We start from the raw sequence: 15,023 nt of genomic DNA on the forward strand, positions 1-15,023 counted from the left end.
GGTTATGGATTTACACAACGCTTATAATGTGACGGTTCCCTTTGCTGTGCTTTGTTTAGAGCTTCTTCTGATCAGGGCAAGTATTAGCTAAAATAGGCAGCATTTTCTCGCCTTTTTCCATAAGGGAATTACATTGGCTACAAATCGGCTGAATCAAAAAAACGAAATTGTCTCTTACCCACCCATTGCACTTATCATTGGTGCATGACCATATCGTGGTCATTTCCTCAGGAAGATCCATCATCGGCCTTTTTCGTGAATAGTACAAGCAGCATCCCTCTTTCTTATATGGAGTAATGAAGCTTAAAAAAAAGACCCCAAACACGATGTTTGGGGCCTCTTCAGAGAAATCTTACAGTTTTACAACATTCTCGGCTTGTGGACCGCGGTTGCCTTGTACTACGTTAAATTCAACGCGTTGACCTTCGTCCAACGATTTGAAGCCTTCGCCAGTAATCGCGCTGAAGTGCACGAATACGTCGTCTCCGCCCTCAACCTCGATAAAACCAAAACCTTTGTCTGCATTAAACCATTTTACTGTACCTTTTTGCATGATTCATTACCTCCATATTTTCATATTTATATGATGTTCAAAATTTCAAAAAAAATCACATATTGTACAAGGTTAAAAATCAAAATCATAACCCTCTACAATATGTGAGTTCAGATCGAAATTCCAACAATCTAACTATAACACAACCAACTTTGAATTACCAGTACCCATTTTTTGTTTTTACCGGAGCCGCTTTGCGATTAATTTACATACACACAGTATGTATGTTAAAATGAGCCTACACTGATTAAAAAGGAGAGATTTGATAATGATACCTACCAGCTTCTACCCAGTTATTTTAACAGAGAAGGTTGCCTTAAGTTCAACATTTTACTCGACATATTTTGGATTTGAAAAGGTATATGAAGCCGACTGGTACGTGAGCCTTAAGTTGGCTACCGGTAAGGTTTCTTATGAATTAGCTCTCTTGGATGCATCACATCCTACCATCCCCCTTATTTATCAAAAAAGGGTTCAGGGCCTGATTCTTAATTTTGAAGTAGCTGATGTGGATTCAGAGTATATGAGACTTATTCAAAATGAGAAGCTGCCCTTGCAGCTCGATATTCGCAATGAAGAATTTGGACAGAGGCATTTCATAACCAGCGATCCTAATGGCGTGTTACTTGATATTATACAAATTATCCCTCCTTCAGAAACAGAGAGTGCCAAATATGCAGATAAGATATGGTTAAGTAATAGCAACGGTGAGATGGAATGAGTGCTGCGGTACAATTGAAACATTATTTTGCCGGGGAGTTGGCTGTTCGGCTTTCCAGTTTGATCGGTCCCCTCTACTCTGCTTTCCCAACAGAAGTTTTCGTTGAATCTGTAGCAAAAGAGGTGGAATCGCTTGAGCTGAAAGGAAGAGTGGCTGTAATTGCTGATAAATTGAGGCAGGCTTTACCCTCTGACTATCCTGCAGCACTGAACATTTTATTAAACATTCTTGGCCCTGAGAATGAAACTGAAGAGGGAATGTTCAACAACGGTTATTTTCTGATGCCTATTGCCTATTTTGTAGAAAAGTATGGATTAGAGCACTTCGAGATTTCCATGCAAGCTATGTATGAGATCACGAAAAGACATACATCAGAATATGCCATCCGTCCTTATCTTGAAGTTCACTTAGAAGATACCATAAATCAGCTTAGACAATGGTCGCAGGATGCTAACCCTCATGTCCGCCGTTTAGTCAGTGAAGGAACCCGTCCGCGTCTTCCCTGGGCTAGACGAATTCAAGCAATCAAGGGAGACCCTGCTAATAACCTTGCCTTATTGGAACCCTTATGGCATGATCCTTCCTTCTATGTGAGAAAATCTGTAGCTAACCATTTGAATGATTTAACAAAGGACTACAGGGAGACTACACTTAAGTGGTTAAATGATCGGTTGGTAAATAAGGGTAAGCATCGCGCCTGGATGATTCGTCATTCATTACGATCATTAACGAAATCAGGAGACCCTATGGCAATAGCCATTCTGGAGAAGTTATGAAGAAAATCTGATTAACGAAATGAAAGATCGAGACAGGAGACAGCTGTTTATGAGAAAAAATAAAGAAGAAACCAATGAAACCATTGACAGGCTGATAGATGTTGCCAGAGTTTTTTTCACCAAGCACGGGTATGCAGACTCCGCTTTGGAGGATATTGCCGCAGAGGCAGAGCTAACACGCGGGGCCCTCTATCATCATTTTAAGAATAAAAAAGGTCTCTTTCATGTTGTTCTGGAGAGGGTTCAAAAAGAAGTTGCAGAACGAATCGAGTCGGAAGCAGCAAAAAGTGAGGATGTATGGGAACAGCTGCTCCTTGGATGTCTTGCATTCGTAGCTGCAGCGGTTGAGCCTCAGAACAAGCGAATTATGCTGGTGGACGGGCCCGCTGTACTGGGGTGGGAGACTTGGCGGACGATGGACCAGCATAACTCCATGCGTTTACTGCGTGGACAACTGCAAATCATGGAGAAGCAAGGATGCCTCAAGCAGGGGTCGATTGAAGCAATGACTCATTGTCTATCTGGCGCCTTAAATGAATTAGCGCTCTGGATAGCGCAAATGCCGGACTTTGAACAGACATTGGTAGACACCAGAATCATCATCTCCAATATGCTGAATGGTTTTAAGCTAAGCTGAGTTAATATTGAAATTTTTATATTAATTCTTTATAATTCCGAGTGAACTAAGTGAAGCTAGACCTTATTTTATGTGAAGGAGATTTATCCATGTGGAAAGAATTTAAGGCCTTTGCACTGAAAGGCAATGTACTTGACCTTGCCGTCGGGGTTATTATCGGTGCTGCATTTGGAAAAATAGTAACCTCCCTAGTCGAGGACTTAATCATGCCGATCATCGGTTTGCTTATTGGAGGTGTCGACCTCAATGGACTTCACTTCAAATACGGTGAGGCAGTCTTAAATTATGGAACCTTTCTTCAGACGGTCATAGACTTCTTAATCGTTGCGGTTTCCATTTTCCTATTCATAAAATTAATCACTAAATTGAAGAAGAAAGAAGAAAATAAGCCGACCGCGCCGCCTGCCCCTTCCAATGAGGAAGTGCTGCTGGCAGAGATAAGAGATTTGTTGAAGCGGCAAAACGGGTAAAAGCGGTTCACCATGAGCATCTACGGAAAAAGACACTGGCTAAATAAGTCAGTGTCTTTTCGTGCTATTATGAAGGCCAACCAATGCTTCTTAAGAAAACTATCAGTAACCTGCAGGCGGCTCAATTGTTTTGCGCAATCTCTCCTGCGCCAATGATTCATTGCATTAACTGATCAATTAGCCGCTTTAGCCCCTCTTTATCAGCAGCATACGTCCGAACATCTTCTCCTAACGACTGGGTAACCTGCTCCCGAGTGAATGTAATGAAGGTCTGCTGTCCTGCATTCTCTGAAATTCTGTAGGTGATGCTATCGACATTATCAATCAGGCTCAGAAGCAACACCGCATTGTTGTAGAAAATACTGCTGTTAGCCTCTGTCTCTGTATACGTATCATTAGCAAGATAGCGGTAGGTCACACCATAAGGCTGCGAACTCGTCTGCAATTCCAGGCCGTTAATATCTAACCCTAATGGTTCTGGCATGCCCCCGATTAGTCCGCCGACCTTCATGTGATTGCCGACATATAGCGTTTTATTGTCCATCAGCTTATCGAGATCATATCCGTGATAGCTTTGCTTCTGTACAGACGGCGGCGCTATTTCTAAGGGCCTTGGGTTCGTAGCGCAGCCGGCAATTACCGCCCCAACAACCACCAAGAGGCATGCTGCACCCCAAGCGGGGAGCTTACGATACGCCAGTACATTTTTAATTCTAGCCTTAACATGATGTTCTCCAAAAGCAAGCGGACTGCCCGGAAGTAATCCCTTATTGTTGGTGGAAACCGATAACAGCGTTATCGCATAACAGCCTTTACTACTGTTTCCGAGCCTGCTTACAACCCGTTCATCACAGGACATCTCCATATCCCTGCTCATCTGGGTGTAGGACAGCCACATAATTGGATTAAACCAGTGGATGACGAGCAGCAGATAGGCAAACGGTTTGATCCAGTAGTCCCGTCTCTGAATATGCGTTTCTTCATGCATGACAACATAAGACATCTCTTGACTGGACAGGCCAGTTGGCACGATAATTCTGGGTCTAATAAAGCCGCATACAAATGGCGTATCGGTCTGGTCTGTCTCATAAATATTGTCCCTTATAAGAGTTGCCGTTCGGACTCTCGCCAGCGTGCGCAAATATGCCGCGATGCTGTATACCAGCAGCACTACCACGCCTGCCAGCCAAACAATTGCACAGATTGACAATAGGAACTGCATGGGACTAGCATTATTCACAGGTGTCACAGCAGGAATTGCAAAGCTTAGAACGCTGCTTATTTTTTCAATGCCGGTATCGATAGCAGGTGTTTTCATCAAGGCTGCCACTTCCGGTAAAAATGCCATGTAGCCTGTATTTGACACGGGCTCCGGCTGCACAAATTTCAGCAAGCTGAATTCCGAAGCAAGACTTATAGGGAGCGTTAGCCTCACCGCAATAGCTAGCCATAGTATATAGGAAAATATTTTCGGAGCACGCTTCAGCAGAAGACGAGTAACAAAAACGGCAATGGCCACATAGCTTGCTGCAATACTCATATTTAAGACGACTAGAAATAGCTTCGTCATTGTGTGGCCTCCTCAATAATCCGCTTCAGTTCCTCCGCCTCCTTCTCAGACAGCTTCTTGTCTCCCAAGAACGCCGTTAAAAACTGCGGCAGCGATCCGCCAAAGGCCTTGGCGACAACCGTCCGACTCTCATACTTTTGCGCATCTTCCTTCTTAACGACAGCCGTTACAAGCGTCTCCTCGTTGCTGAGAATGCCGCGTTGGCACAGCTTCCTCAGCACTGTATAGGTCGTCGACTTCTTCCAGCCAAGTATTGTCTGGCTTAGCTTCACAAGCTCTGTGGAATTAATCGGCTCATGCTCCCAGACGAGGCAGGCAAATTTGTATTCAGCATCAAACAGCTTATATGGTTCCATGACAGTATCCCTCCATAGGTTTATTGAAATAAACCTTCTTTAAGAGAGTTTATTCCAATAAACCTATTGTGTCAACCAAGGAAGAATACAACGTAAGTTTCTTTATCCGGTCAGCCTTGCCCATCAACGTAAAAAGACACTGACCTCATTCGGTCAGTGTCTTTTTGTCGCTGTGCGTCGTATCGTCCTTTCAACTCTCCTTAAGCAAGCCACGCCTTCTCTTGTGCGGGTTTATTGTCTTCAAACTCCCCATAGCTTGGCTGAACAGGCGCAAAGAACTGGGCCTCAACAGGCTCTGGCGACGGCTGCAGATAGGACTCGTCCACATACATGATTCTACGCTGAACTTGCATGAGCCCATTTACCACGCGAAGTGCGATCAAGAAGAGCACAAGCCCAAAGCCTACGTATAGCAGATATTGCTGATTATAGGACCAATCGATGTGGAAATACTGAAACAGGTTATTTTCTAATATATCCACCTGTATTTCATTCATCAGGATGATATGCACTACAGGCAGAGCAATAAATCCGAGTCCCAGTGAAATGGCCGTGACCATTACAGCAAAGAAGACAATCCCCGTTACAAACCGGAGAAAGACGAGCATAAGATTTCTAAAGAATAGCTCACCGTCAAATCCCTTCACCATGCGCTGCAGCCAATTCTGCCCGGCTTCTGTCTGCGGCTGGCTTGGAGCCGAAGCAGGAGGCGTCGGCAACCCTAATATATGACGAATCAGGCTTTGCTCAAACTTCACAATCCCATTCAACATCTTAGCTACTCCAAAAAACAGCGGAATCCCGATAAATACCGGAGTCAAACCGATCGATAGGGCAAGCCCTGTGATCGCTATTGTCAAATATACAATCCCTAACGGAAGAGATAGCAATAAGTAGAGGATCGTCGCATATGTCTTAGGATTAAACAGCGCCCAATTCACCTTTCCCGCCCGTGCCATCGTATTCGTTTCTTCTGCCTTCAATTGCAAACACCCCTTTGGTCTTCATAAATCACGCACTAGGTTTTATAAACCTATTATATCTGCCTTTCTGGCGTGACATAACCGTCTTAAGGGGTGTCTGAGCCTAGACTTTAGGCTAGGGTTGCAGCCTTATCCATAGAGAAAACCATCCCGGAAAGGATGGTTTTCTTGGGCGTGCCCTACTTATTCACGACAATCTTGTAATCCTTCTCCAAATACTGATGAATCCGCTTGAAGTCGGCTTGGGTCAGCTCGTCCAGGCGTTTGCCCTGTTTCAGCTCCCGGCCCAGAATGATGCCGATCGTCTGGCCGGCCAGAGCCGTCGTCGGTACAATCCGGGCACTGCCATAGGCCTTGATAGATGCTCCGACATTCTTGCCTGCGACAAGGACATTGTCATACGACTTCAGCATGAAAGAACGCAGCGGAATTCCATAGCGGTCCGGCTTGCCGTAGCCGATGCCCTTCGTGACAGCCCGGGTGGCCTGCAGATCAACAGCATATCCGCCAATCGTAACGTTATCCCAGAACATCCGGCTAGACATCAGGTCTTGGTAATCCAGTACATACTTCGTCTCATAACGGTTGTAATCACGAATGTACAAGTATTCTGGAAGTTCTCCCAACTTCGCCTTTTCAAAGCCAGGAATGTTCTTCTGTAAAAATGCGAGGATATACGGCGCTTCCTTCTTCGCCTTGCTTACCGCATTCTCCACCGACTTCGGATCGGAAGGATCGACATCGTACACGAGCAGTGCGTTGATCACGACATCGCCGTCCTTTTGATATGTTGCATTGAGTCCCCGCAGCATAAACAGCTTATCCTGCGGCTTATAATTGTATGTAATGTTGCTGAACCCTGCGGCAAAGTTCCAGTCCACATAGGTGTTGGCACCGTACTTCTTACGGACATTGGTCAGCGGGTAATCCTCCAGCACCGCCTGATGCAGCTTGTTCCAATTGACATTTTTAAAATTCAACATATATGTAGCGGCCATATAATCGGGCTTCTGCCCGTCATATATACTCTCCATCCCGGGAATACGGCTCTCTCCAAGCTTGCCAGTCAGCGCATTAAAGTCTGTATTCTCCACCCAGTACTCCGCCTCAACCGTAAACCGGTTTCCGAGCCGGTTCTTGTATGTCAGAGATTTCAACGTCTTATCGCTGCCTTCTCCCTGAGTCTTCACAGACTCAATGACAATGCCGCTTTTCAGCGGAATGCCCTGGACCAGATTCTGATAAAATTTTTCAAATGAAGCCAGCTTGCGAACATTTCCTGCTTTATAATCGGCATACAGCGGCTTCAGCGTTCCTTGAACCAGGCTGTGTCCCTTATTGTCATTGGGCTCGTCCAGCACGATCATCTGACCCTGAATCAGCTCACCGCCCGGCTTGCTGCGAGGGTCAAGAATAAGAACATTCAGCCCCTGATCGCGGGCGGACTTGGCCAGAAGCACACCCTGAAGCTCACTGCCGATGACGACCACATCATAATGCAGGACCTCATCGCCGGAGGTTTTGGCCGAAGCCGCCTCCTTTGCCGCCAGAGAAATGCCAGGCACCTGCACAAACAGCGCCACAACCAGCAGCAATACCATGCACATTGAAATCTTTTTCATTCCCATCACTTTATGTCCCACTCCCTACGGATAATTGGTTCAACTATATTATCGGTGGAAAAGGGGGAATTTAGCAGGGAGGATTTGTATAAAAAAAGGTGATCACCCATGTATAGGGCAATCCCCGTGAATACCATTCGTGAATAGGTGGATGATTATTCCATCACTCAACGTACACTTCAACTACCATCCGTACCCCCAGCCGAAATCCCTGCGAAAAAGATGCCGCCAGTTCCATGCTCTGAAGCTTTTGATAAAGCTCAAACAGTTCCTCCAGTTCGCGAAACTCATCGACGGAGAGTTTTCCTTTCCACGAATCCATGGACTCGGACACTTGTCTGCTTAACTGGCGGTATTGCGGATCACGGGGGACATTGGCTTCATTAGGAATGAGTTCGCCGTAGTATAAAGATTCGAGGAAATTGGGCATGGGGAGACCTCCACACTTTTTCTTAAAAGTGTACCAAAAATAGAATTGCCATGTGGTACGTGAATGCGTGTAGCTTGTAGGTGAAGATAAAAAAGGCACCTGGTAGGTGCCTTGAAAATTGATTTTTATTCAATATCACCTGAATCCCCGACGCTGACTCTGCCAAATATGATTCTATGAAGGCTAAAATTCAGGAAAAGCCCAGGTTAGGACACTATATAAGAGATACATCTTCTCAATCTGGTTACCCCGTGGCTTGCGTGAATAATTATTAACGAGTAAGACTTACTGCAATAATAGTTCTAAAGCTGCGACTTTGTTCCATCCTTCAGGACCGACCTTACTCATTATTTCTTCTTTTGTCTGAGAACCCTCATAAGAATCATAGGAACTATTGTATTCAAATTGCTTTATATAGTTGTTCCCATCATCATCTGTTACGTACATATAATACTCTGATCTTAGGTTTTCTCCTCCGTAAAAATATTGGAGGACATAAATATGATCAATCTTATAAGTAGAAGGCATAGCAGTGGGCTCACTATCCTTTTTCCAGTCGAGAGCTTGTTTCATGGTTTGCGGATCACTTTCTACCTTTATTAGTTCCGGTTGTACTTTTGTAGAGCCATCTCTGTAAAGGAAGACATTAATACTAGTGAGATTTAAATTATAGGTCTCCTTTTCAACAGTAGATTTGTTGCAGGCCAATATAATTACACCTAGTAGCAAATAGATAACAATCGATTTCCATATTCTCATAAAATCCCTCCTATTTATTTTTTTAATAAAAAAGGATATTTTTGTATTTAATAGAATGTAAATAGAAATGAAATCCAATACTTATATGATTCTAACGGCACTATGATTGAATCTATCGACTCCTACAATGGTAAACAGGTATATGAGCGAGATGCTTCAAAAAGGCTAACTGCAATCAAGACATTTAACAATAATCATTTGGTTGAGGAAAAGAAAGTCGGGGTTACTGAATTTGAGAATCTGATGACATCTACTACTGATTCAAATCTTATTATTTCCCCTATGTCTACAACTGTTTATGAGGACACTATTATAAAAGGTATAGATATGAATCAACTTATTTCGGATTCTCAATTTACAAATACATCGACTATGACTTCAGATTCGATCCAGACATTCCTTGAATCTAAGGACTCGATACTGAAGGATACCGTACTTATCTACTATTTGGATACCTCTGGGAAACCTTATTTTAAAGGAGATACAATTAATGCAGCTTCCTCAATCGCAAGTAATGCAAAGTCCAATGGAGTAAATCCTAAAGTTGTGCTGGCTACCCTACAAAAGGAATCTTCTTTGGTTACAGCAAAACCAGGTACAGTAGCTTACTCTTCTCGCCGTTTCTACTTCGCGATGGGGTATGGCGCAACAGATAGCGGTGACGACTATACTAAAGGGGGATTTAACTTACAAATATCTGGTGGGACCGCTACATTAAAAAAGAGATACGATGAAGCTCCAGCTACTGGATATCCTAAAGTTTTTACAAATATCAATTTTGGGAAAACGGTAACTTCAAATGGAGTAACTTATAATAATTATGTATGGGTAAAAAATAAAGCGACATATTCATTATATAAGTATACTCCGCACACAATTGACACTTCTTTGCTACCTACAGTAGGAGGGGGTAATTATCTGTTTGTGAGTATTGCAAAAGGCTGGTGGGGCACAAACCTTTGGGATTAAAGGTCTGAATAGTACATTAAAAAGCAACTTTAGTTATTCATAATACTGAATATGAAATAATTAATAAAAAAACCAAGGAGTTAAGCTAATTATCCTAGCTCCTTGGTTTTCTAGGATATTTTTCTATACTCTATACAGCTTGTTACACAATACAGGCTAATCTCAGATAGAAGAATGATAATCCTGGAAATTTATATTGGCAATTTCGTCACTTAGTCCTCCACCTCAATCCCCAATACCGATTCTGCCAAATCCACATGTTCATGATCTAACTGCACTTTGACCTTACCGACTCTTCGAGCCTCACGCCATAATCTTAAGTCTTCTTCATTTTCCAGCTTCAGCTCCGCAATTTCACTGGCCCGATCAAACATATATTTGCTCGTATACAAGCAAGTGTAAATTCCTTGTCCTCCTAGAGCTATAGGCTTGTCTCGCTGCTCCCAACATTCAATCGCAAACTTAACATATAGCTCTTCTTCCGTCCCGGGGCGAGCGGGTCGTTCCGTGATCTCACTTCTCCGAACGACCTTCCAGTCCAGGACCCGTCCGTACCACTCAATACCTGTATTCCCTTGCCCCTTGAACTTCTTACGCGACTGACACATTGCGATGTATTCAATTTGGGTGAGAAGCTTATGATCAGCAATGTTTTTGAGTGGCATATGGTAGAAACGATGCGTTAATGCTAGATTCAATTGGGCTGGCTCTCTCAATGATCCGACAAGGACATTCTTACCCACAAACTTGTTGAAGTAATATTCCTTCGTCCCGCGTGGACGAGTGGAACGTTCGTAGGCCTTTTCTGGACTATCTTGAATCATTTCGTCAAGAATTTGTGCCATAAGATTTGTTGCGTTCGGTAGAAACGGAATTGCCCCAATGTTGACTAACTGAATGCTCTTATATAAAGGATGCTCCTTAAACTTCTCCTCATCAGAATATGGAAAAAGCACATAAGCCCCGAACATACTCCGTTCATACTCACCGTTACGTCTATCCTTGTACACAATCGCATCCCGATAACGGTGCATCGTGTTAATATCGTCTTCCTCCGGACCGGGTTGATTGTACTTCTTCCCATAAGGGGTCCCTTCATAGGCTGGATTCAGACGATATTTTGCATCAAAGACATATTTATACTCAATAGCAGCATCATTCTTTTTTAATGCTAGTACATTATCAGGCCTTTGTTTTAAAGTAGAATCACCATCCCCGGTAGGTAGGGAGTTGTAATACAGGGTAAATATCTCGCCATTACGCGGATTACGATAGACGATTTTTGCCTTTTTGCTTTGATTTAGCGTAACAAAAAGACCATTTCGATTCAGTTTGATAAAGTCTTGACTAATTAACTCATATTTTCGCTGCAATAATTCATGGATTTTCAAGAAACACCAATACTCGTATAGCTGTGCCATGTCCTTCATAGATAAGCGGAATAAGTCCCCTTGGATCGAAAGACCCTTCATGAGTAAGAGATAGATCCGGTATACTTCTCGATATCCCGGAGCCATTTGCAGTACGAGCGTCAAAGAAACCCGTTTCATATCCCCAACATCTAAAAAGTCTTGCTTCAATAGTCGTTGTAACTGCGTGTTCATCAGGTCAATTTTTTTGAGCAATAGGGGATCTGGATTTTTCTTTTTCACAACATACTTTCTGAGTTCATTTAACTTTGAAGAAATTCGTACTAATGCCCAGCGAACGAAGCGGTTCTCCGCTGTATCAAAGTCCATATATCGCTTAGCTTCAAGCACATGAGTAGGTAGCTGTTGTCCCTGAGCAAAAAGCTCCGGTCTTTTTCGCAAAAAAGCAATGTTCTCCTTCCCTACCCGCTTCGCTCTAGAGGCCTCTACCAGATGAGATTCACGGCGCATTTTGTAATGCGGCGCATTTTTGATGCGATCGATCCCCTGGGTAAGCTGCCCAAAAGCCTGCTGTAATATCGTAAAAAACTCCGTCAGACTCTGGTGCCGCGTTTCCCTTAACCCTGTGAGATGAAACGTCTTGCGAAGAAAGTCAAAAGACAGATTGTATATCTGATCATTAACCTCCCGCAAAATCACTTCGTAATCACGCTTGTAATCCATTTTGGAAGGGAATACTTCGAGCTGCAGCCTGAAGATGACCTCGCCATGCAGGCGAAATTCTAGCTCCGACAGACCGACATCATTTCCAAAGTTAAGCACACCCGACAAGATTCTCCCCTTCTTACCCAAGGCTTTTATTGCCTGCCGTAGGTGTGCATTTTCATGAAAAAAGACAATGGGGAGTTCTGACTCTTTTTCCACAACAAGTTCATAAGGCTGCGTTTCGAAAAACAAAGGCCCTGCCGGATCGCCAGGCTTCCAAGCTTGGAGGCCTGATGTCTGATGAGAAAACACTTGTATTGATTGTATCTCCAATTTCGAAAAGGGAGCTTCCACATGAAAATGGGCATCAGACCATACGCCCCCCTCCTGACGATGAAGCTGTAAAGTCTCAACGGTGGGATGAAACGGTTTCCCTTTGATATAGAGATCAAACAGATTAGTCTCTATTCGTAGCAGCTCAATCGGGGCATTATGATAACCAGTAAGAGGTGAACCCATCTTCCTCAAGCCTCCGTAACATAGAAGCGATTTTTCTTGCACTTAGCGGATACTTAGCCTCACTTATCATTCGATTGAGCTTAGTTCCCTCGAATAAAGAGCCTAAATCCTCCAAATAGTCATTTTCAGCAAATGTTGCAACCACGCACTCCTTCAACAATTTTAAAAGAACTTTTTTGATTGATACACTGCTACCTTGGATTCGCGGCAGTATTTTTTGGAGTAATTGACGATCAAACGCTTCTTCCTCAGAACACAAGCTAAATCTCTGATTATAGAGCATATAAAAACATACCGCATCCCGAATTCGGAACCCTACATGAGCATGAATCTCCTCTAGAATATTATTAATTTGTACTAGGGAATGGGTTGTCTTCGTGATTAGGGCTTTGGTATCCGCATTGAATGCATCCACAAGCTGAAGATAGTCACTTCTAAGGAACTGATTCGGAGTAGGTGCTGAGCTAAGCTCCATTCCTGGCTCCTCATCGGGAAACTGAGCTAAATAGATATCATTGAACTCTATCGTATTTGCACGGTCGAGCACCTTTTTACTAAACGGATGAGTCGTCTCATCCATATTGACCGTTCCGATCAAATATACATTCTCAGGAATTGACAGATTGCCATATGTCCGTTGATCTTCACCCTGCATAAGGGAATCTTCTTGAATGACCGGGTCAGTTACAATACTCTCGTCTTCCCACTTCTGGGTCTCGAGAATGCTGAGGATATCGCTGAAATAATGCTCCACTCTAGCTAAATTCATCTCATCAAGGCAGATGAAATAAGGTCTACTCCGGTTTCTTGATGCCTTCAATAGCACTTTAGTCACCTGGCCCGGGCGGAATTTCCCTGACAAATCACTGTAGCCTATTAGATCCGATGGATCGCTCCAATCCGGTCGGACAGGAATTAGCGTAAATTGACCATTATCCGTAGTAGCACCCACAGCCTCAGCAAAGAGTTTGATCAGCTTTGTTTTCCCCGTTCCCGAAACGCCTGCTAGGATAACAAAGGGTCTGGTTTTTAGGGAGAGGTAGAAGTTTTCGATAAGGTGCGGTGGATAATAAAAACCCATGTTATTAATATAGGCTTTGATCCCATTTATAACTTCCACTACCTCTTCATCATCAATCAAGGACAGCACGTTTTCTACCTCTTCCATATCATAATCTCCCTTAAACTCCGTAAATTCTGGCCAATCTACTTGAGGAGATTGACTTTGAATTATTTTCAATCCTTGAATGGAGAACCGAAATAAATAACCCTGCTTAACCCCACCAGCAGAATGAATAGGTCCTTGATGAATGTTTAACTTTAAAATTTCCTGAGAAAAGCTACTCAAGGGAATGATAGGTTCAATCGCAAAGTACTCAGTACGAATAAGCCTACCTTGTTCCTCCCAACTCGAACTTACCATCGAGCTAGGCTTTGGAGCATTGACAGGGTCCTCGATTGCTTTGCTTACAAAACGCAATGATCCATTAGCATAATGTAAAATGATATCTCCTTTTTTCACTTCATCCATTGTATCCCAATGGTATTGAGAGCGCCCACCTTTTCCAGACAAAGGTGCCCATAGTATTCCGTCTTCTTTTTCTACATTAATGGTCGAACCTTGATTGACCCACCAGATGTTAGGGGCTTTAGAACCCACGAAGGGAATCAGTTTCATTTCATATTTATATGGTTCACCTGTTGAGTAAAATTCAATATATTCGGCCCACTCATCCGGAATGCTTACTTGCTTTTTATTCCCTGGATCTGTTGGTTTCCGTTCCATTATGTATTTATAACTAGAATCAAATACAGATACTAATAACTCCTTTAATTCATTTGAATGATATCTTAGCTGTAATGTCTCCCGGCCAGCACTTAACTGATCAACATTTCTTAATGAAGCGGTATATTCCTTACCTTCATACAAAAGTGTGATTTGCTTGCCACTACCTTTAGTGATTTCCTCCCCACCGTTTGCTCGAAAAAAATACTCCTTAAAATCATTTGGTATTGTCGATCCATATTCAAAAATAGAATAATCCACTTTTTTTCTGCCGATTATATTTGGAATCGAATCATCATGTGTCCAGCTTCTTACTTGAGTAATCATGTTGACCCTCGTTTCTTCTGATTTGATATTATTTTATTTCAACAAATCATCTTTGAATCCTCTTAAAATCTGATATGTGTTGCACTTCTATGAACTACACCTTATATTCACCACGTGACAAAAGTCTTTGTAACAAGTTCAAAATACAAGGAAGCCTCGATAAGCTTTTTGCTGTATTGCTGCAGTAGATATAGCTTGTCAAAAAATAAACTCACTTTGGCGAGAAAATTATGATATACGGGCAATAAGAGGAATAGCGCAAGTTCACTTTTTGATACTTCATAAGGAAGCAAGGGGACTCGGCCCCCTCTTCGGAGTCACCCACACAAAATAACCCCTCTCACATAAAAATGGGTATGATGACAGCTTAATCATCATACCCACCGCATTTCAATATCTGTATATTATATCTAGTACAAGCTCGAACTTTTTCTATCAATAATTCGTTTTACCCCCAGCCCATTCAGTTC

General features: G+C 42.9%; 15 protein-coding genes. 5 read left to right on the forward strand and 10 right to left on the reverse strand.

Annotation, left to right across the window (positions count from 1 at the left end; translation table 11 throughout):
* Positions 1-55: 55 nt before the first annotated feature.
* Together KQJ23_RS01695 and KQJ23_RS01700 are read right to left on the reverse strand one after the other, a co-directional pair.
* The gene (locus KQJ23_RS01695; RefSeq protein WP_430522272.1) at positions 56-325 is read right to left on the reverse strand and encodes a cold-shock protein; all 270 of its coding nucleotides are present in this window, start codon (positions 323-325) and stop codon (positions 56-58) included.
* A 27-nt stretch (positions 326-352) separates the two neighbouring features.
* Positions 353-553 (reverse strand): cold-shock protein, encoded by a 201-nt coding sequence (locus tag KQJ23_RS01700; RefSeq protein WP_044480604.1) that lies wholly within the window; start codon positions 551-553, stop codon positions 353-355.
* Positions 554-821: 268 nt separating this feature from the next.
* Here KQJ23_RS01700 and KQJ23_RS01705 point away from each other — a divergent pair, with 268 nt between their 5' ends.
* From KQJ23_RS01705 to mscL, 4 genes are all read left to right on the forward strand, one after another.
* Positions 822-1,274 carry a VOC family protein gene (locus KQJ23_RS01705; protein WP_216476940.1) on the forward strand — a complete coding sequence of 151 codons (453 nt, stop codon included), beginning with the start codon at positions 822-824 and terminating at the stop codon, positions 1,272-1,274.
* Entirely contained in the window at positions 1,271-2,050 is a 780-nt protein-coding gene (locus KQJ23_RS01710; RefSeq protein ID WP_216476941.1) for a DNA alkylation repair protein, read from the forward strand. Before KQJ23_RS01705 ends, KQJ23_RS01710 begins: the two co-directional genes overlap by 4 nt.
* Positions 2,051-2,099: 49 nt before the next feature.
* On the forward strand, positions 2,100-2,687 hold the full coding sequence (locus KQJ23_RS01715; protein WP_216476942.1) for a TetR/AcrR family transcriptional regulator: 588 nt from the start codon (positions 2,100-2,102) through the stop codon (positions 2,685-2,687).
* Positions 2,688-2,776: 89 nt separating this feature from the next.
* Complete coding sequence (gene mscL, locus KQJ23_RS01720) at positions 2,777-3,157, forward strand: large conductance mechanosensitive channel protein MscL (protein WP_216476943.1); 381 nt, start codon at positions 2,777-2,779, stop codon at positions 3,155-3,157.
* Between the two features lie 157 nt (positions 3,158-3,314).
* Here the strand turns inward: mscL and KQJ23_RS01725 are convergent, their stop codons facing one another.
* The 6 genes from KQJ23_RS01725 to KQJ23_RS01750 form a co-directional block, all read right to left on the reverse strand.
* On the reverse strand, positions 3,315-4,727 hold the full coding sequence (locus KQJ23_RS01725) for a M56 family metallopeptidase (RefSeq protein WP_216476944.1): 1,413 nt from the start codon (positions 4,725-4,727) through the stop codon (positions 3,315-3,317).
* Positions 4,724-5,083, reverse strand: a complete 360-nt coding sequence (locus KQJ23_RS01730) for a BlaI/MecI/CopY family transcriptional regulator (protein WP_216476945.1) — start codon at positions 5,081-5,083, stop codon at positions 4,724-4,726. The genes KQJ23_RS01725 and KQJ23_RS01730 overlap by 4 nt, the downstream gene beginning before the upstream one ends.
* A gap of 200 nt (positions 5,084-5,283) precedes the next feature.
* Entirely contained in the window at positions 5,284-6,066 is a 783-nt protein-coding gene (locus tag KQJ23_RS01735) for a sensor domain-containing protein (protein WP_249529418.1), read from the reverse strand.
* 179 nt (positions 6,067-6,245) lie between these two features.
* A complete protein-coding gene (locus KQJ23_RS01740; protein WP_216477052.1) occupies positions 6,246-7,694 on the reverse strand; it encodes an FAD-dependent oxidoreductase in 1,449 nt (482 codons plus the stop codon).
* 157 nt (positions 7,695-7,851) lie between these two features.
* Positions 7,852-8,118, reverse strand: coding sequence for a DUF6809 family protein (locus tag KQJ23_RS01745; RefSeq protein ID WP_216476946.1), 267 nt, complete (start codon positions 8,116-8,118; stop codon positions 7,852-7,854).
* A gap of 285 nt (positions 8,119-8,403) precedes the next feature.
* The gene (locus tag KQJ23_RS01750; protein WP_216476947.1) at positions 8,404-8,877 is read right to left on the reverse strand and encodes a hypothetical protein; all 474 of its coding nucleotides are present in this window, start codon (positions 8,875-8,877) and stop codon (positions 8,404-8,406) included.
* A gap of 102 nt (positions 8,878-8,979) precedes the next feature.
* Between KQJ23_RS01750 and KQJ23_RS01755 the strand changes: the two genes are divergently transcribed.
* The gene (locus KQJ23_RS01755; protein ID WP_249529419.1) at positions 8,980-9,846 is read left to right on the forward strand and encodes a hypothetical protein; all 867 of its coding nucleotides are present in this window, start codon (positions 8,980-8,982) and stop codon (positions 9,844-9,846) included.
* Positions 9,847-10,058: 212 nt separating this feature from the next.
* On the opposite strand, the gene KQJ23_RS01760 is transcribed toward KQJ23_RS01755, so the two are convergent.
* On the reverse strand, positions 10,059-12,440 hold the full coding sequence (locus KQJ23_RS01760; RefSeq protein WP_216476948.1) for a restriction endonuclease-like protein: 2,382 nt from the start codon (positions 12,438-12,440) through the stop codon (positions 10,059-10,061).
* Positions 12,412-14,553 (reverse strand): McrB family protein, encoded by a 2,142-nt coding sequence (locus KQJ23_RS01765; RefSeq protein ID WP_216476949.1) that lies wholly within the window; start codon positions 14,551-14,553, stop codon positions 12,412-12,414. The genes KQJ23_RS01760 and KQJ23_RS01765 overlap by 29 nt, the downstream gene beginning before the upstream one ends.
* Positions 14,554-15,023: the final 470 nt, after the last annotated feature.

The organism is Paenibacillus brevis, assembly GCF_018919145.1.
GTDB lineage: Bacteria > Bacillota > Bacilli > Paenibacillales > Paenibacillaceae > Fontibacillus > Fontibacillus brevis.